The 18,081-nt window shown below is 29.0% G+C and carries 20 protein-coding genes; all 20 read right to left on the bottom strand.

Translation table 11 applies throughout. The features are described 5' to 3' along the window. Window positions 1-54: 54 nt before the first annotated feature. Window positions 55-939 (bottom strand): tyrosine-type recombinase/integrase, encoded by an 885-nt coding sequence (locus V2W16_RS01775; protein WP_329380460.1) that lies wholly within the window; start codon window positions 937-939, stop codon window positions 55-57. 1 nt (window position 940) lies between these two features. Beyond that, a complete protein-coding gene (locus V2W16_RS01780) occupies window positions 941-1,945 on the bottom strand; it encodes a helix-turn-helix transcriptional regulator (protein WP_329380463.1) in 1,005 nt (334 codons plus the stop codon). A 110-nt stretch (window positions 1,946-2,055) separates the two neighbouring features. After that, window positions 2,056-2,685, bottom strand: a complete 630-nt coding sequence (gene hxlA / locus V2W16_RS01785) for a 3-hexulose-6-phosphate synthase (protein ID WP_329380466.1) — start codon at window positions 2,683-2,685, stop codon at window positions 2,056-2,058. Between the two features lie 59 nt (window positions 2,686-2,744). Further along, window positions 2,745-4,745: a bifunctional 4-hydroxy-3-methylbut-2-enyl diphosphate reductase/30S ribosomal protein S1 gene (locus tag V2W16_RS01790; protein ID WP_329380470.1), complete on the bottom strand. Its 2,001-nt coding sequence runs from the start codon at window positions 4,743-4,745 to the stop codon at window positions 2,745-2,747. 1 nt (window position 4,746) lies between these two features. After that, window positions 4,747-5,340, bottom strand: a complete 594-nt coding sequence (locus tag V2W16_RS01795; RefSeq protein WP_329380473.1) for a lysophospholipid acyltransferase family protein — start codon at window positions 5,338-5,340, stop codon at window positions 4,747-4,749. Between the two features lie 10 nt (window positions 5,341-5,350). After that, window positions 5,351-6,004 (bottom strand): (d)CMP kinase, encoded by a 654-nt coding sequence (gene cmk, locus V2W16_RS01800; RefSeq protein WP_329380476.1) that lies wholly within the window; start codon window positions 6,002-6,004, stop codon window positions 5,351-5,353. Between the two features lie 73 nt (window positions 6,005-6,077). Beyond that, a complete protein-coding gene (locus V2W16_RS01805; protein ID WP_253229299.1) occupies window positions 6,078-6,506 on the bottom strand; it encodes a hypothetical protein in 429 nt (142 codons plus the stop codon). A gap of 74 nt (window positions 6,507-6,580) precedes the next feature. Beyond that, window positions 6,581-6,937, bottom strand: coding sequence for a stage V sporulation protein AE (gene spoVAE, locus V2W16_RS01810; RefSeq protein ID WP_138268986.1), 357 nt, complete (start codon window positions 6,935-6,937; stop codon window positions 6,581-6,583). A gap of 10 nt (window positions 6,938-6,947) precedes the next feature. After that, window positions 6,948-7,964: a stage V sporulation protein AD gene (gene spoVAD, locus V2W16_RS01815; RefSeq protein ID WP_425353931.1), complete on the bottom strand. Its 1,017-nt coding sequence runs from the start codon at window positions 7,962-7,964 to the stop codon at window positions 6,948-6,950. A gap of 3 nt (window positions 7,965-7,967) precedes the next feature. Continuing rightward, on the bottom strand, window positions 7,968-8,414 hold the full coding sequence (gene spoVAC, locus V2W16_RS01820) for a stage V sporulation protein AC (RefSeq protein WP_329380482.1): 447 nt from the start codon (window positions 8,412-8,414) through the stop codon (window positions 7,968-7,970). 63 nt (window positions 8,415-8,477) lie between these two features. Then, entirely contained in the window at window positions 8,478-9,230 is a 753-nt protein-coding gene (locus tag V2W16_RS01825) for a sigma-70 family RNA polymerase sigma factor (RefSeq protein ID WP_138268989.1), read from the bottom strand. Further along, entirely contained in the window at window positions 9,223-9,684 is a 462-nt protein-coding gene (gene spoIIAB / locus V2W16_RS01830) for an anti-sigma F factor (RefSeq protein ID WP_329380485.1), read from the bottom strand. The genes V2W16_RS01825 and spoIIAB overlap by 8 nt, the downstream gene beginning before the upstream one ends. Further along, window positions 9,671-10,015 carry an STAS domain-containing protein gene (locus V2W16_RS01835; RefSeq protein WP_138268991.1) on the bottom strand — a complete coding sequence of 115 codons (345 nt, stop codon included), beginning with the start codon at window positions 10,013-10,015 and terminating at the stop codon, window positions 9,671-9,673. Before V2W16_RS01835 ends, spoIIAB begins: the two co-directional genes overlap by 14 nt. A 342-nt stretch (window positions 10,016-10,357) precedes the next feature. Next, the gene (locus V2W16_RS01840) at window positions 10,358-11,701 is read right to left on the bottom strand and encodes an NCS2 family permease (protein ID WP_329380488.1); all 1,344 of its coding nucleotides are present in this window, start codon (window positions 11,699-11,701) and stop codon (window positions 10,358-10,360) included. A 157-nt stretch (window positions 11,702-11,858) separates the two neighbouring features. Then, window positions 11,859-12,281 carry a type II 3-dehydroquinate dehydratase gene (locus V2W16_RS01845; protein WP_138268993.1) on the bottom strand — a complete coding sequence of 141 codons (423 nt, stop codon included), beginning with the start codon at window positions 12,279-12,281 and terminating at the stop codon, window positions 11,859-11,861. A 19-nt stretch (window positions 12,282-12,300) separates the two neighbouring features. Next, window positions 12,301-13,242, bottom strand: coding sequence for an SPFH domain-containing protein (locus tag V2W16_RS01850; protein ID WP_138268994.1), 942 nt, complete (start codon window positions 13,240-13,242; stop codon window positions 12,301-12,303). 13 nt (window positions 13,243-13,255) lie between these two features. Next, window positions 13,256-13,702 (bottom strand): NfeD family protein, encoded by a 447-nt coding sequence (locus V2W16_RS01855; protein ID WP_138268995.1) that lies wholly within the window; start codon window positions 13,700-13,702, stop codon window positions 13,256-13,258. A gap of 159 nt (window positions 13,703-13,861) precedes the next feature. After that, a complete protein-coding gene (gene hxlB, locus V2W16_RS01860) occupies window positions 13,862-14,407 on the bottom strand; it encodes a 6-phospho-3-hexuloisomerase (RefSeq protein WP_329380493.1) in 546 nt (181 codons plus the stop codon). After that, window positions 14,400-15,311 (bottom strand): damage-control phosphatase ARMT1 family protein, encoded by a 912-nt coding sequence (locus V2W16_RS01865; RefSeq protein ID WP_329380496.1) that lies wholly within the window; start codon window positions 15,309-15,311, stop codon window positions 14,400-14,402. The genes hxlB and V2W16_RS01865 overlap by 8 nt, the downstream gene beginning before the upstream one ends. A 108-nt stretch (window positions 15,312-15,419) precedes the next feature. Then, window positions 15,420-18,038, bottom strand: coding sequence for a putative sodium/potassium/calcium exchanger (locus V2W16_RS01870; protein ID WP_329380499.1), 2,619 nt, complete (start codon window positions 18,036-18,038; stop codon window positions 15,420-15,422). Window positions 18,039-18,081: the final 43 nt, after the last annotated feature.

Here is an 18,081-nt window from a genome sequence, read left to right on the forward strand (position 1 = left end):
TCTTTTTAATATATATTCCATTTTATATCTATACCATTTTATATCTATACCATTTTAAAATTTACTAAATGGATTTTTATTCATATCAATTTCTTCTTTTTTATCTTTTAGATATCTTTCAACTTGTTTATCTGTTTTTAGTCCCAAGAATGATTTGATTTCATTAAAACCTGCATTGTTATAATCTTTTAACATTTTTACTGCAGTATTCCTTAAAATATTGCTGCTTATTCCTTTTTCTTCAATTCCAATTCTCTTAAGTGCATTTTTAACAATTTCTTGTATTCTTCTTGTTGAAATTGGTTTTTCGGGATTTGAAGGACTATTTAACAGGTATATTTGGTCGTTTGAAAATAAAAAACGGCTTAAAATGGCTCTGAGAGCGTCATTTATTTTAACAATTCTTTCATTTTCACTGTTTTTGTTTATTATGATATTATTATCAAAAATATCTTCAGTTTTTATGTTTTGAACTTCTTTAACCGTAAGTCCATTAAATAACATAAGAAAAATTATTATTTGATTCTTTTCCGGTTCAATGTTTTTTACGTAATCTATTAAATCATTTATCTGCTCATTAGAAAGAACATCTTTATTTAAACTATCATTATTATATCTAAATTTGAACGAAACTATTTCGTTATTTAGACCATATTTTTTATTAAGAAATTTATAAAAGTTTTTAACTGCAGATATTTTTCTTGCGATAGTTTTATCTGAATTTTTAAGTTCTTTTTTTAAATAATCAACATAAGCATACATGTCGATACTATTAAGGTTTAAGAATAAATCTTTATCAGCTTCGTTATCTAAATTATTAATATGGTTTCTCTTCATCATAAATAAAACAAAGGTATTTAAGTCATATAAATACCCTTTAGTTGATGCCTTAGAAATATTATTTGTATTTAAAAATTCATTTATAAGTTTACTTTCCATTTTACATAACTTCACTAAATATTTCTTTAGTGAAGTTCTCTCCTATATAATTTTGATTTAACATTTTATTAAAGTCATCAATAACATTTTGAGGTGAGACAATTTTAATTCCACCCTCAAATTGAAATATCCAAGCATAAAATGTCGGACTTAATCCAACACGAACTTTAACTAAAAAATCCTCTTTTCCTTTTTCTAAAACAGGTACATCTTCCCCAAATTTATCTATTATATATTTCATTAATTCATTCTTACATTTAAGTATAACTTCTTTTTCTTCCCCCGGAAACATACTAAATATCTTTTTCCCATAATCTGTAATAGAAAAACCATCTGGGAACTTTGTTCTTTCATCATCTAGCATTGTTGGAATTTCCATCCTATCAACTCTAAAAGAAACAACATCGTTTCTTTTATCGGAATAACCTACAAGATAATACTTATCTTGATTCCAATATAAAGTGTATGGGCTAAGAATATATACTTCACCATTATTTTTAAATATTTTATCTTTATTTATATTGTAATCATAATATCTAAAAGATATTTTTTTATTTTTATTTATAGCTGTATTTATCAAATCAATAATATAATATATTAAGTTATTATTTGTTTTTACTTTTCCTGTGTTAATAATATTTCGATTAAGATGTCTTCTTTGATTTTCTGAAACTAACATCATAAGTTTATTTATGATAATCTTACTTTTCTTTTTACTTATAAACTGTGAAGAAGATACCGCATCTATAAGCATTGCAAGCTCAGGAAGCTCAAAAAGTCGTTCACCAAAGAAATAAATATTTTTATTGCCTTTTTCACAAATTATATCATATCCCATTACTTCTGACAAAAAAGATATGTCTTCATTAAATGTTTTTCTATCTATATTAATATTATGTTCTTTTAAATAACTAAAAAAATCTTTTGTTGTTAATGGATTTTCTTCATCGCTTTTTTCATAAAGAAGCTTTAATATGAGAAAAATTCTATATCTATTGTTTTTCATAACATTACCCTCAATTCTTTATATACACATTCTACAACAAAATTTATAAACTTTTCAATTATAAAAAAATAGACAGGGAAATTTTTCCCTGTCTTAAAAAATTATATAGGTTATTTTATCATTTCTTTCATTTTCTTAGCAGTTTCTTTTGGTGTAGAACTATTTACAAGTCCGCCGCCAACTATTATTACATCAGGATTTTGTGCATTTATTTCTTCTAATGTTTCAAGTTTGACACCGCCTGCAACACTAACTTTTGTATTTTTTACTAAGCTTTTAACTTTTATTAAATCATCAAGAGGAGTTGCCCCTTTCTTTTGTGTATCAGCTCCCGTATGTACACAAATATAATCAACTCCAATACTTTCCAAATATTTAACTCTTTCTTCTAAATTATCTACGCAAATCAAATCAACAAGAAGTTCTTTTCCCGCTTTTTTTACTTCTTCTAAAGAATCTTCTATTGTTTGATTATCACTTACAGCAAGAACAGTTACTATATCCGCACCGGCATCAAGAGCTATTTTCGTTTCAAATGCACCTGCATCCATAATCTTAAAATCCGCAAGTATCTTTTTATCTTTAAAGGTTTCTTTTAATTTTTTTATTCCCTCACTTCCGTATTTATAAGCAATAGGGGTTCCAAATTCAATTATATCGATATACTCTTCACATTCTTTTACAATTTCGATACTTTCCTCCAAGCTTTTTACGTCCAAGGCAATTTGTAATTTTTTCATTTTTTTCCTCCTTTAAATAAAAATCCCCGCACTAAATAAAGTGCAGGGAAAATTTAATACTATTCAGATTTTAAAAGGTCACCGAAGATATCACCTAAAGTTACATTACCATCTTCTTGATGATAAACTTTGTTTCTTTCAATTTTTCTTTTTGGTGGATCCATTGTTTCTTTAATGCTTAAAGAAACTTTTCTTTTATCTTTATTAATTTCAATAATTTTAACATTAACTTTATCACCAGTTTTAACAACATCTTCAACTTTGTTTACTCTGTCGTATGATAATTGAGAGATGTGAATTAAACCTTCAACATCAGGAATAATTTCTGCAAAAGCACCAAAGCTTGTTGTGTTTTTAATTGTAGCAGATACTGTTTGACCTACTGTATAATTTTCAATAAATTCTTGCCATGGTTCTTTTGTTAAATCTTTAACGCTTAATTTTACTTTGTAGCTTTCTTTGTCAAGTTCAGTTACAATAGCTTTTACGCTGTCGCCAACTTTGTATAAATCATTAATATTGTTAACTCTTTTCCAAGCGATATCAGAAATATGAATAAATCCGTCTACGCCGTCTAAATCAATGAACATACCAAAGTTTGTAATGTTTTTGATTGGAGCTTCAATAACTTTACCGATTTCTAAATTAGCAATAGCTGCGTCTTTAGCTTCTTTTTCTTTAGCTTTTCTTTCTTTGTAAGCTTCTTCAAGAAGAATTCTTCTTGAAACAATAATTTTGTTTTTGTTTTTATCAAATTCTACGATTCTACATTCAACTTCTTTACCAAGTAAATTATCAAAATCTTTAATGAATTTTGTATCATAGTAAGAAGCAGGCATGAATGCTTTAATGAATCCTAAGTCAACAATTAAACCGCCTTTTACAACTTTTGTAATTTTAGCGCTAACTGTTTCTTTTGCTTCAAATTTATCTTTTGCTTCATCTAAAGCACTAAGTTCATCAACTTTGATTTTAGATAATGAAACGTTCCCTGTACCGTCATTCATTCTCATAACCATAACTTTAACTTTATCACCTTTAGCGGCTTTTGTTGTTAAGTCTTCCATAAGGTCATATAAATAATCAGCTTTTTTAACAATTCCGTCTGATTTGTAACCAATATTCATTGTTACTTCATTGTGATCGACAGCAACGATTTCGCCTTCAACGATATCTCCCTCTCTAATTTCTTTCATTGATTCTTCGATGTTTTTTTCAAAACTATCCACCATGTTGTTGTCCATAGTATTAATTACCTCCTCTATTAACTGGGTTGGTGTAGATGCTCCAGCCGTTAGTCCAATATTCTTATATTTCTTTATAGCATCGTCCAAGTCCGAAGCTTTTTCAACAAAGAAAACATTTTTGCATTTTGATTTACTGATTTCAACCAATTTCTTTGTATTTGAGCTATGAGTATCACCAACAACTACCATAGCTTCAACTTCTGATGCTATCTTACTGGCTTCTTCCTGCCTTACGCTTGTGGCGTTACATATTGTATTAAAAATTACCACATCTGCGCAATTTTCTTTAATAATATCTGTTATATCATTAAAGATTGATTTAATAATTGTAGTTTGGGCAACAATACAAACACTGTTATCTGTTTTAAATTCTCTCGCTTCATCTAGCGAGAAAATAACATGAGCAGAGTTCTCACACCACCCGTTAACCCCTATAACTTCGGGATGATTTTTATCTCCTACAATTATTATAGTATACCCTTTATTATGATATTTTTCAACCTTATTTTGAATAGATTTTACATAAGGACAAGTTGCATCGATAAGTTTTAGATTTTTTTCCTTAATCTTATCATATACATCTTTTCCAACGCCGTGAGAACGAATTATAACCGTTCCGCTTTCTATACTGTCAAGGTCTTCAATTATATCTACACCTTTTTCCTTTAATTCATTTGTAACAAATGCATTATGTATTAAAGGTCCAAGGGTATAAACTTTTTCATTCTTGTTTTTACTTGCTTCATAAGCTGTTTCAACAGCTTTATTTACACCGAAGCAGTAACCTGCACTTTTTGCTTTTATTATACTCATTTTACATTTCCTTTAATCTTATAATTTCAGGATAAATTTCTTTTTTGCATATTTCTACAAAATCTTCACTGGTAAGTTTTTTACCGTAATATTTATCTAAATATATAGGCTTTCCATAATTAATGGTAAGAGGTTTTCTGAACTTATATTCACCTCTAATACCAACAGGAACAACTGGAACTTTCATTCTTGTTGCCAAAAGAACAAGTCCGCCTTTTGGTTCAAGCATTTTTTTGTCTGTTTTATTTCTTGTTCCTTCAGGGAAAAGCCCCAAAACTTCTTTATTTTTTAAAACTTTTATTGCACTTTTTATTGCAACAATGTCATTATCTTCTCTTCTAACAGGTATTGCATATACTTTATGTAAAAACCAATTTAAAAATTTAGATTTAAATAAGACATCTTTTGCCATAAAATGGAGATGTCTTCCTTTAATTTGCACAGCCATAACAACAGGGTCCCAAATATGGATATGGTTACCTGAAATTATGTAACCTTCATCTTCACTCGGAAGATTTTCAAGCCCTGTTATTTCGACTTTATATAAAATTTTACATAAAACCTTTATTATTGGTCTTAAAAAATCATATAACATACACTACCTACTAACCGTTTACTTTATTTATTATAAAATCAACTACTTCATCTATTGTCATATCTGATGTATCAATTACTGTTGCGTCTTCACAAACAACAAGAGGGTCAACTTCTCTGTTTTTGTCGTTTTCATCTCTTAATCTTATATCTTCTAAAATATCATCATATGGAACTTCTTTTCCTCTTTCAATATTTTGAAGGTATCTTCTTTTTGCTCTTTCTTCTGCTGATGCATCCATATAAAACTTAAATTCTGCATCCGGAAGAACAACGCTTCCAATATCTCTTCCGTCCATTATAACGCTTTTGCCTTTTGAGATATCTCTTTGAATATTTACCATTCTTTCTCTTACTTCTTTTATTGCAGCGTATTTAGAAACGTTTTTATCTATATTTTCAAATCTTATTTCTTTTGTTACGTTTTTGCCGTTTACAAAAATTTCATCTTTATCAAGTACAAGATCAATGTTTTCAAGAAGTTTTATAATATTTTCCTTATCATCACTTTCAACATTGTTTTCAAGTGCATAATAAGTAAAAGCTCTATACATAGAACCTGTATCAAGATAAGTAATATTAAGTTTTTTTGCGATTATTTTTGCTATTGTACTTTTACCTGATCCAGCAGGTCCATCAATTGCTATATTTATTATTTTACTCATTAGTAAACCTCAAATTCTGATAAATACTTATAAAATATTATATAATATCTTTTTAATTTTAACAAGTATTTAATTATATTTTAACACTAAAAAGTTTGTTTATACCTTTGTTAAATTCGTACTTTTCATTAACCATTGGAGATTTTATATTATCAGAAACCTTTAATACAAGTACACTTAATTTATCTTCTTTAAAGTTTCTAAGATCCACTTCCACAACATCTTTATCGCTTACGGCAAGAGTCATTATATTATTCTTTAAAGTATAATTAAAATCTTCTTCTCCGTTTACAAGTATTTTTACTCCGTCACTTTCACTAAAAGACATTTTTATTACGCCTGCTTGTAAATAATTACTGGAATTTACCAGTTTTGTCTGTTCATTTGAAGTACTGCTTACAGTAGATATTATTTCGTTTTTATCCAAAATATTAAGCCCAATACATAAAATACTTAAAACAACAATTAAACTTACTATAAATTTTTCAAATTTATATATCATTTTATCACCTGTTTCCTCTTTAAAATTTTATGTCAGCACTTAAAAAAAATACTTGTAAAGTTAATAAATAATTTTTATTTTTTTGTTTTTGGAGAAAAAATAAACGCAAAAAAATATCCAAAAATTATTGCTGCGGTAATCCCTCCTGCCGTAGCCGTAAGAGGGCCTGTTAATATTCCAATAATTCCGTCTTGTTTTACCTGAAGAATGGTTCCTTTTACCAGAGAATAACCAAAACCTGTTAAAGGAACTGTCGCTCCTGCCTTTCCAAATTGTACTATGGGTTCATATAATCCAATAGCCGTTAAAATAACACCCATAACTATATATATTACAAGAATTTGTCCAGAAACAAGCTTTGTATTATCCATTATAATTTGTGCTATAAGACAAAGTATCCCACCTGTTATAAATACGTTTAAATATTCCATAAAAACTCCTTTAATATTTATTTTCAATAGATACTGCATGTGCAATGCAAGGAATGTTTTCCTTTTGTCCCGTAGAGACAGGACTTAAAAGAGCACCTGTTGCCACAAGCAAAATATTGTTTAACTCTTTTTTTAAAAGTTTATCGTATAGAAAAGAACAAAATACGCTTGCACTGCATCCTGCACCGCTTCCTCCGCTTACAACATCTTGATTCTTTGTGTCGTATATAAGCATTCCGCAGTCTTTGTATATATTTTCTATATTTACTCCTTTTTTTCTTAAAAAGTCCTTGGCGATATTGTATCCCACAATACCCAAATCACCTGTAATTATTAAATCGTAATCTTGTGGTGATTTGTCTATATCTTCTAAATGAGTAATAATTGTATCACAAGCGGCAATAGCCATTGCGCTTCCCATATCATTTGGGTCATTTTGCTCAAAATCCATAACTTTTCCTATTGTCATATGTGTTATTATTGGTTTATTTGTTACATTTTTATTTAACAGTACACAACCGCTCCCCGTAACAGTTCTTTGAGCAGTGGGCGGAGACTGAGTTCCGAGTTCCAAAGGGTATCTATACTGTCTCTCTGCCGTTGAAAAATGGCTTGTAGCACTTATTATAGCAGTATCTATAAAGTCACCGTCTAAAAGCGTTGAAGCTGTCTGAAGAGCCTCTACAAAAGTAGAACATGCGTTATAAACACCCCAGTAAGGAATTTTTAAATCTCTTGCAGTAAGATTTGTAGTTATAATTTGATTTAATAAATCCCCGCCTATATAGATATCTATATCACTTTGTTTTAAATTGTTCTTTTCCATCACTGCAAGAATATTTTTAAGGCACATCTGATGTTCTGCTTTTTCATAAGAATTCTGCCCGAGTAAATCATCTTTAATAATTTCATTAAAATAACTTCTTAAGGGACCTTCTCCTTCCATTGGTCCAACTATGGCTCTGGTATCTGAAATTGATATTAAATTATCAAATTTATAAGTTTGCTTTCCAAGTTTTTTACTCATTATCTACCTCGTTAAAATAAAATATATAAGCCCTACGATAGAACTTGATGTAATCCCAAATACAATAACAGGACCTGCAATTTTAAACATATTTGCTGCCATTCCGAAAATATATCCTTCTTTGCTGTATTCCATGGCACAAGATACAACACTATTCGCAAAGCCTGTTATTGGAACTATAGAACCTGCTCCGGCTTTTTTTCCTATATTATCGTAAACACCTATACCGGTTAAAAAAGAACCGATAAATACAAGTACAATAGATGTCATATTTGATGCTTCAGTTATAGAAAATCCTTTCATAGAAAAAAAATCATTTATTATTTGTCCTATAATACAAATAAATCCTCCTACTAAAAATGACATTATTAAATGACTTTTCTTAGGCTTTGGTTTGTTTTCCTTAACTATTTTTTTATATTGTTTTATATTTTTTTCGTTGGTTTCCATATCTTTCTCCCAAAAATAAATTTATTTATATTTTTACCCAAAAAAAGAAAAACTTTCAAAAATTTAATTTTCAAAAGTTTTTTTCATATTTTCTATTATTTTCTTTTCTAGTCTAGATACCTGAACTTGAGAAAGTCCCAAAATTTCTGCAATTTGTGTTTGTGTTTTATTTTTAAAATACCTTAAAACAATTATCTGCCTGTCTCTTTTATTTAAACTCATTATTGCGTTTTTAAGATCAAGCCTTTCTATAATCATTTCATTATTATCTTTTTCATCTTTAATTTTATCCATAAGTAAGACTTTTGTTTTATCTTTGTTTGTCAGTTCTTTATTAAGTGATTCAGGCTGTCTGCAAGCTTCAAAAGCCATAATTAAATCTTCTTTTGATACACCTATTTTTTCACTTAAATAATTTACATCAGGTTCTTCACCATTTAATTTTATATATTCTTCTCTTATTTTTCTTGATTTAAGATATATTGTTTTTAAATTCCTTGCTACTTTTATTATTCCTTCATCTCTAAAATACCTTTTATATTCTCCGTTTATTACATACACCGCATAAGTAGAAAACTTTGTGCAAAAGGAAAAATCAAATTTTTTTATTGCTTTAATTAGTCCTATTGCTCCTATTTGAAATAAATCTTCATATTGTACGTTATAAGATAAATATCTTTTTAATATTGAATTAATAAGCGGAGTGTTTATTATGGTAAGTTCTTCTAAAGCATTTTTATCACCTTGTTGTGCATTTATTATAAGTTCTTTTACTTCATCTGAAAAATAATCTATTTTTACAGACTCGTTACTCATTTTGATATGTATCCTTTGAAGATATTTTTTTGCTCATAATTAAACTTGTACCTTCTCCATATCTAGATTCTATTTCAAGTGTATCCATAAAGCTTTCCATAATAGTAAATCCAAGCCCAGACCTTTCAAGCTCCGGTTTTGAAGTGTAAAGAGGTTCTTTTGCCTTTTTAATATCCTCTATCCCAATTCCTTTATCTATTATTTTTATTGTTACTTCATTTTCTTTTATATATGCTTCCATTGTTATAAGGTTATCTGATTTATTGTTATAACCATGTATTATAGAATTTGTAACTGCCTCCGAGACACTTGTTTTTATATCGTTTAATTCTTCCATTGATGGATTTAGAGACAGAATAAAGCTTGAAATAATAAGCCTTGCCAACGATTCGTTTTCTGATATGCTTTTAAACTGAACATTTAAGTAGTTTTCTATGTTTTTACCTGTTTTCATATTTGTTTATTCCTTCCTGTAAAGTTTTAAATAAATCGAAAATTGAAAGTATTCCCGACATTCTAAGTATTCTTATTATCTGTTCATCTCTTGTAACAATACCGCATTCTCCATTTCTCTTCTTTATTTGTCTAAATCTACCCATAAATAACCCTATACCTGCAGAGTCCATAAATGTAACTTTGCTTAAATCAAAAATAAGGTGGTTTATTTCTTTTTTGCATAATACATAATCAATATTTTCTCTTATATCATTTGTTACATGATCGTCTAAATCTCCCAAAATGGAAACAATAAGGATATTGTTTCTTATTGTTATTTCAAAGTTCATTTTTATACCTCTCAATATTATTTTCACCTACAAGATATTATCAAAATCGGAATGTAGAAATTTGGAAAAAAAGAATAAAAGTACATATTAAAAATATAAAAAAAGCAGGCATAACCTGCTTAAAATAAAAATATTAATATAAACCTTATATAATCTAATATATTATAATTGAATCATTTATTAGCTATATTAATTATAATCTTTTAAAAATAAGAATGTATATGTTCATTTCTTTATATAAATATAATTAATTTATAAAATTTTCTAATCCTACCTAAAATATAATTTTTATATTTAATAAAAAAAGACAGATACAATGTATCTGTCTTTTATATATTATCCTTATAGTATTGCAAGATAAATTACAAATATAACAAGTAATACCCATGTAATTGCATTGATTTCTTTTGCTTTACCTGTAAATACTTTAGATATTGCATAGAAAAGGAAACCAACAGCGATACCATTTGAAATTGAGTAAGAAAGAACCATTGTAATAATTGTTAAAAATGCAGCAACAGCAGTTGCAATATCTTCCCATTCAATTTCTTTTAATTGTTGAGCCATTAAAACACCAACGATGATAAGTGGTGCACTTGTTACTGGAGATAAGAATAATTCTCCAACTTGAATTGAGTTAACAACAGTTAGAAGTGGCATAAATAATACTGATAAGAAGAATAACACACCTGTTGTACAAGCTGTTAAACCTGTTCTACCACCTGCTGCAACACCAGAACCTGATTCAACGAAAGATGTAACTGTTGATGTACCAAGAACAGCACCAACACATGTACCGATTGAATCTGCTAATAAAGCTTTTTCAATATTTTCCATTTCACCGTTTTCATCAACTAAACCGATTTTGTTACCAACAGCAACTAATGTACCTGCTGTATCGAAGAAGTCGATGAATAAGAATGTGAAGATTATCATTACAAATGATGGTTTTGTGAATAAAGTAGATAAACCACTAAAACATCCTGCAAATGTTGGCATTGTAAAATCGAATGAAACAACACCTTGAGGAAGTGCAGGCATTCCGCTTACACCAAATAATCCGGCAACAACACCTACAACAGCAGTGATAATCATTCCGTAGAATACTGCGGCATTAACCCCTTTGCAAAGTAATGCAACAGTTACTATTAAACCAAAACAAGCAAGAAGTACAGTTGGGTTTGTTAAATCGCCAAATGCAATATATGTAGATGGATCAGCAACAATAATACCTGCATTTTTAAATCCGATAAATGCAATGAAGAATCCAATACCTGCACCAATAGCTAATTTCATGTTTTTAGAAATAGAATTGATAATTGCTTTTCTAATTCCCGTAACAGAAATAATCAAGAAGATTATACCTGAAATCAAAACGGCTGCTAAAGCTTCTTGCCATGTATATCCAAAAGTTAAACAAGCTGTATATGTAAAGAAAGCATTAACCCCCATTCCAGGAGCTAATCCAACTGGATAGTTTGCAAGTAGACCCATAATAACACTTGCTATACCTGATGAAATGGCAGTAGCCAAAAATACTGATTGAAAATCCATTCCGGTTTCTGCTAACATTCCAGGGTTAACACCTAAAATATAAGCCATAGTAAGGAAAGTTGTTAAACCAGCGATAAGTTCAGTTTTAACGTTTGTTCCTTTAGCATTAAGTTTAAATAATTTCTCGAACATTATGTTCCTCCCTAAAATTTTATAAATACTAACGAGACCCCATTATAACACGTTTTCTTCACCTCTACAATATACTTTTTTCACAAAAGTTGCAAATTTTTTACATTTTTTGATTTTTTTTACAAAAAAACAGTGCAAAAGCACTGTTTTTTATAATTTATAGTAAATCCATGGCAATAAGATAACCGTTAAGGCCTTTTCCTATTACTCTGTCAGTTGCCACATAAGATACATATGAAAGCTTTCTGAACTCTTCTCTTTCACTTATATCACTTATATGGACTTCAATTATTTTGCCTTTAAACATTTTTAACGCATCAAGTATCCCTACGGATGTATGAGTATAAGCAGCAGGATTAATGATAATGTCATCAAATTCATCCAGTGCTTGTTGGATTTTTGTTATTATGCTTCCTTCACTGTTTGATTGATATATTTCAACATTATATCCTAGCTCTTTCGCTTTTTTATTTATAATACCACAAAGATACTCATAATTTTCACTCCCATAAAAATCCTTTTCTCTTCTTCCAAGCATGTTCAAATTTGGACCGTTAATTACAAGAACTTTTTTTCCCATTCATATCACCTTATTTTATTTATTTTTTATCAATGTTTTCATCGTCTACTGTTTCTTTAAGTGATGCAAGAAGACCTGATAAGTTTTGAATTTCTGAAGGAACAATAATCTTTGTTGCTCTTCCTTTTGAAACTTCGCTGAATGTATCCATTGATTTTAAAGCAAGATATTCTTTTGTTGCTTTTGCTTCGTTAATCATTCTGATACCTTCTGCATTTGCTTGTTGAATTCTGATAACAGCTTCAGCGTCCCCTTCTGCAATTTTAATTTTACTTTGTTTTTCTGCTTCAGCTTGTAAAATTGCAGCTTCTTTTGCAGCCTCTGCACTAAGAATTTTAGCTTCTTTTTCACCTTCTGCTATAAGAATTGCACTTTTCTTTTCACCTTCCGCTCTAAGAATACTTTCTCTTCTTTCTCTTTCTGCTTTCATTTGTTTTTCCATTGCGTCTTGTATTTCTCTTGGCGGTAAAATGTTTTTAAGTTCAACTCTGTTTACTTTAATTCCCCAAGGGTCAGTTGCTTCATCAAGAATAACTCTAAGTTTTGAATTTACAACGTCACGGCTTGTTAATGTTTCATCAAGTTCCATTTCCCCTATTATATTTCTAAGAGTTGTTGCAGTTAAAACTTCAATAGCTTGAATAGGTCTTTCAACTCCGTAAGTATAAAGTTTAGGGTCTGTTATTTGAAAATAAACAACAGTATCAATCTGCATTGTTACGTTATCTTTTGTAATAACCGGTTGTGGCGGGAAATCAATTACTTGTTCTTTTAAAGAAACTTTCTTTGCAATAACCTCGATAAAAGGTATTTTAATATGAAGTCCCGTTTGCCATGTTGTATAATATGAACCAAGTCTTTCAATAACATAAGCATAAGACTGTGCAACGATTTTGACGTTTGCAATAAGAAGTGCCATAAGCAGAATTATAAGTAGTACAAATAATATAAAACCAAACATTTTTATCCCTCCTTTAGTCTATGTTTTTTACAATAAGATGTACACCTTCTATTTTTTCGACTTTAACCTCTTTGTTTTCTTTTATTATTTCACCATTTAAACTTTTCGCTGACCAAACTTGTCCTTTTATCTTTACCTGTCCTACTGCATCCATATTGTTTATTTCAACTATCACAACTCCATTTTCTCCAATTAAACTGTTTGCGTTTAAATGAACTATATCCTTTTTTATATATTTATGATATAGAGGATAAGTGATAAGCAGTAAAACAACCGAAACAATAAAAAACACTATAACTTGTGTTACAATTTGAAATCCGCTGAAATTTAAAATAAGTGCAACAAGACTTCCTCCAGCAAACCAAATAGAAACAAGCTGGGTTGTAGCAAGTTCAACTACGGTAAAGGCAACCAAAAGTATAAGCCAAATTAAAATCATGTTTTCGTTTGTAATGTTCATCTTTCTTCTCCTTTTTGTTATTATATCATATTTACTTTTTAAATATTATTATTAAGTATAAATTTAATAAATATTTTACTTTTTATTATTGACTTGTTTTAATAAAGATATAAAAAAACGCCTCTAAATTATAGAGACGTTTTAAATACAGTTTATAAATTATTCTAAGTTAGCGTGGTTTTTATACATTTCAGCTCCGTCTGTATCAATATCTTCCATTAAATCTAAAATAACAGAATCACAAATCAATAATAAAGCTTGTTCAAAAAGTGTTCCCATTGGTTGTATTGATTTTCCGCTGTCTGATTTATCTTTTGCTTGTGTTTCAATTTTTACGATACAGTCTGCAACTTCTGCAATACCTTCTTTATCATTTGAAGAGATAAGAGCAATTTTAGCTCCCATTTCTTTTGCTTTTTTTGCCATTGCAACAAGGCTTGATGTTTTACCTGAACCTGAACCTAAAACAAGTAAATCGCCTTCTAAAATAGCAGGTGTTGTTGTTTCACCTACAACATATGTTTTATATCCCATATGCATAAGTCTCATGGCAAAACCTCTCATCATAAAACCGCTTCTGCCCATTCCTGCTGTAAATATTCTGTTAGAATTTTCAATTATTGTTTTAAATTCTTCAACTTGTTTGTCATCAACTTTTTCCATTAATTCAACTAATTCATTTGCAACTTGTTTTCTTTTATTCATCTACTCTTCCCAATTCCTTCCATGTTTTTTCCATTCTGTCTTTAACGTTTGAGTGTCTGTCGCTTATAAACATCTCTTGCATCAATTCAGCGTCAAGAGCTTCGCAGTAAAATCTGCATTTACATAAGAAAAAGTAATATACATTATACTTACTTCCAGACATAACTTCAAAGTTTGCCATACCTTTTGAAATTATTATGTCAGCATTATCAAGTACTTCAATACACTCTTTTGAACATTTAGGTAAATATGTACCTACGATATCATTCCCGTTTGGAACTATATCCGCATAATCTGCCATTCCGGCTTCGTATGCTTCTTTAGGTGTAGCATCACTTGAAATAGGATAAGATGCAGGAACAACAGTAATATGTTTATCAGGATAAACTTCTTTTAATTTCTTACATAAAAGAGCATCCAAAACAACTTCTCCAACGTTATCAAGAAGAATAACTATTTCCTTTGCATTTTCCAAATCTTTTGTAAAAATTTTATAAAGTTCTTCATCAAACTTATATTTTTTTACATCATTAATAATACTTTTTAAATCATCAAGTGTTAAATTCGGCATTGTAGCAAAATCAATAACATTACCTGCGATGGCAAATTTAATGGCATCATTGATAACATCATCGCTTTCGTTTAACATACTTTCGATATCATCTTTCATATCTAAAATACATTTTTGGAATTTTTCTCTTGATTCTTTATGAATATCGTCTGTTTTCATAAATTTTCTCGTTACTCTTTCCCAAGCCGATTCTAATTCTTGATAAGAAGCCGCATTTACAGCTTTTGTTACTTCTTCAAAATAATCTTCTCTTTTTTCTTCAGGTATATGCTTATTTGCATATTTTGTATATCTCCTTCTTGCACACTCAAGACAAGCTTTACTTGTAGCCATATTTACCCCCTTAAAAACAATTCAAATATATTTTACTACAAAAAATTATAAATTAATAGTATTAAATAAAAAAACACGGCAATAAGCCGTGCTTTTTATAACAAGTTATTATTTTTCTTTCTTATCTGATTTACTGATAGCATCTTCTTCATTATCTGATTTTTCATTATCCTCATCGTTGGAGATATCAATATAATCTATATCTTCTTTTTCTTCGCTAGATTCAGTGATATCTTCTATATTGTTACTATCAGTCTCATTTTCAGATTGTTCATCTTCTGTATATTCTTCCAATGAAGAATCCATATTATCAGTACTTGAAATTTCTTCTTCCTCTACTTCATTTATTTCCCTTGAAGTTTCATCATTTGAACTTTCTTCACTGTCTGAAATATCATTTTCTTTATCATCAATAACTTGCTGTTTTTCTTCTTCAAGCTGTTCTACTTCATTAGTGCTTTCAATTTCTTCATTTGATACTTCATCAAAGACTTCATTTTCATGTATATTTTCATCAAGCTCTTCTACATCAGAAGTTTCTTCATCTGACGTATTTACAACTTCTTCACTTGATACTTCATCATCTAAAGCTTCATTTTTCTGTGTTTCAACATCTTCATTTTCTTCTTTAGTTTCTTCGATGTCATCTTTCAAGTCTTCTTGTTCTTTGTCATTTTCTTTAGAAACTTCTTCATTAGATTCTTCTGATTCAATTTCCTCTACTATTTCAGTTTCTTTATTTTCTTCTAATTGTTCATCAGAAGTTTCTTCTAAAGTATCATGTTGTACATTTTCACTTTCGTCTAAAACTTCAGCGTTGTCAGTATTTAACTTTTCATCATCTTGTTCATCAATTGAAGAACTTTCCTCTTCATAAGAAGCTTCCTTATTATCCTCATTTTCTAAATGAAAATCTTGTTCATCCTGTTTAACATCATCAGAAGTTTCTCCTTCATCTATTGGCATATCTTCTTTTGTTACATCAATTTCTTCTGTTTCTTCTAAATCTTCATCAGAAACATCTTTTGATTCTTTATTAACTTCTTCAGATATATCTTCTTTATCATTTAAATATAAATTGTCAGCTTCTTTATTTTCGTTTATATCTGATAATCCATCTTCTTCTTTAATATCAGTAACATCATCATCTGTTTCTTCTGTAATTTCTTTTATAGTTTCTTCAAACTCATTTTCCTTATATACTTCATCATAAACAGATTCTATTTCTTCTTTTGATACATTATCTAATATAACTTCATCAGAGTTACCAGTATCTTCACTAACTTCATCACTATTATCAAAAACATCTTCAAAAATTTCTTCTTCACTTATAGAAGTATTTTCATCTTTAATGTTTTCAATATCTTCCCCAAATTCTTCAACATTTACAGATTCTTTATTGCTTGGTTGTTCAAAAGTTAAATTAAGGTTTTTATCCCTCTTTGCTTCATATAACTCTTCATCAACATCTTCAAATACAAAGCTTTCTTCATCATTGTCATAATCTTGATCAATTAATGTTGCTTTGCTTACATGATTTTCTGAATTATTTACAAGTTCAAAGCCGATTTCTTCTTTTACGTCATTTTCATTTTCAAATTCGTAAAATTCGCTTTCGTCTTTAATTTTTGTCATTGCGGCTACATTACCGATGTTGACATTTTCACTTTCTTCTTTCTTATCTTCTTCTTTAGAAGATTTTATCTTATTATCCAAGTCTTTTTCTATTTCTTTATAATCGATAATATTTCCGTTTAATTCACCATTAGAAACAATATCTGCCGTACCGTTTTCTTTTGGTACAATTTTGATATCCTTTAAGCTTGGATATAATTTCATGATTTGTTCTACTGTAAATACACTTTCACCGTCAACTTCTTCGTCTTCATCAGCTTCTTCAATAACAATTTCATCATAATATTCGTAATCATCATCATGGCTTATAGGTTCCAAACCAAGAGCTCTTTTCTTTTTAAGTTCTTTTTCTCTTCTTTTACGTTCTTTTCTTTGTTCTGCTCTTCTTTCGGCTTTTAAATATAATGTCATTAAAAGAACATACAAAATAGCACATAATATTCCAATTAGAATAAACGGTGTATAATCAAAGTCTTCAAGATTTATTGAATTTATTGCTTTATCAAAGAAATCATAATCATCTATATTCTCTTCTCTCAAAGAATTATCAGTAAAAACAAAGTAATATACGTCACCATGGTCAATGGTAAACATAATCATTCCATGTCCCGTTAACTCTTCACCATCAGCACCGGTAAGTTTTGAATTATAATATATTTTATATCCGTTTCTTCTGTCTATTTTGCAATTTTCAACTTTTGTTACAGTTGGAGTTGATGTAAACTTCTTTGCAATGTTAACAGCATTTTGCTGCATATATGAATCATTGCCATATGTATTTTCTACAATATCACTCTTTATATTAATCTTATCAGGGTCTTTGATTTTATTTTTTTCAATTACATCTTCACCAATAAGATCCTCTACTTTTTCAACGTGAATTTCAAGTCTAATCTGATCCTCATAAGGTATGGTTACAACAGACAAATTACTATCCATTACAACGTTTTTTATATCTTTAGGAATTTTCAAACTATACAAGTACGTAGTATTATAATATTCCTCATAGGAATTAAACCCAAATACCGGAGTAGAAAGGTTTGTTATTAATATTAATAATGTCATAAAAAAAGTTAATATTTTCTTTTTCATATAATTCCTACCTTATTTTCATTCCTTTTAATGATATCACAAA

Source organism: Anaerofustis butyriciformans (genome assembly GCF_036289385.1).
Taxonomy (GTDB): domain Bacteria; phylum Bacillota; class Clostridia; order Eubacteriales; family Anaerofustaceae; genus Anaerofustis; species Anaerofustis butyriciformans.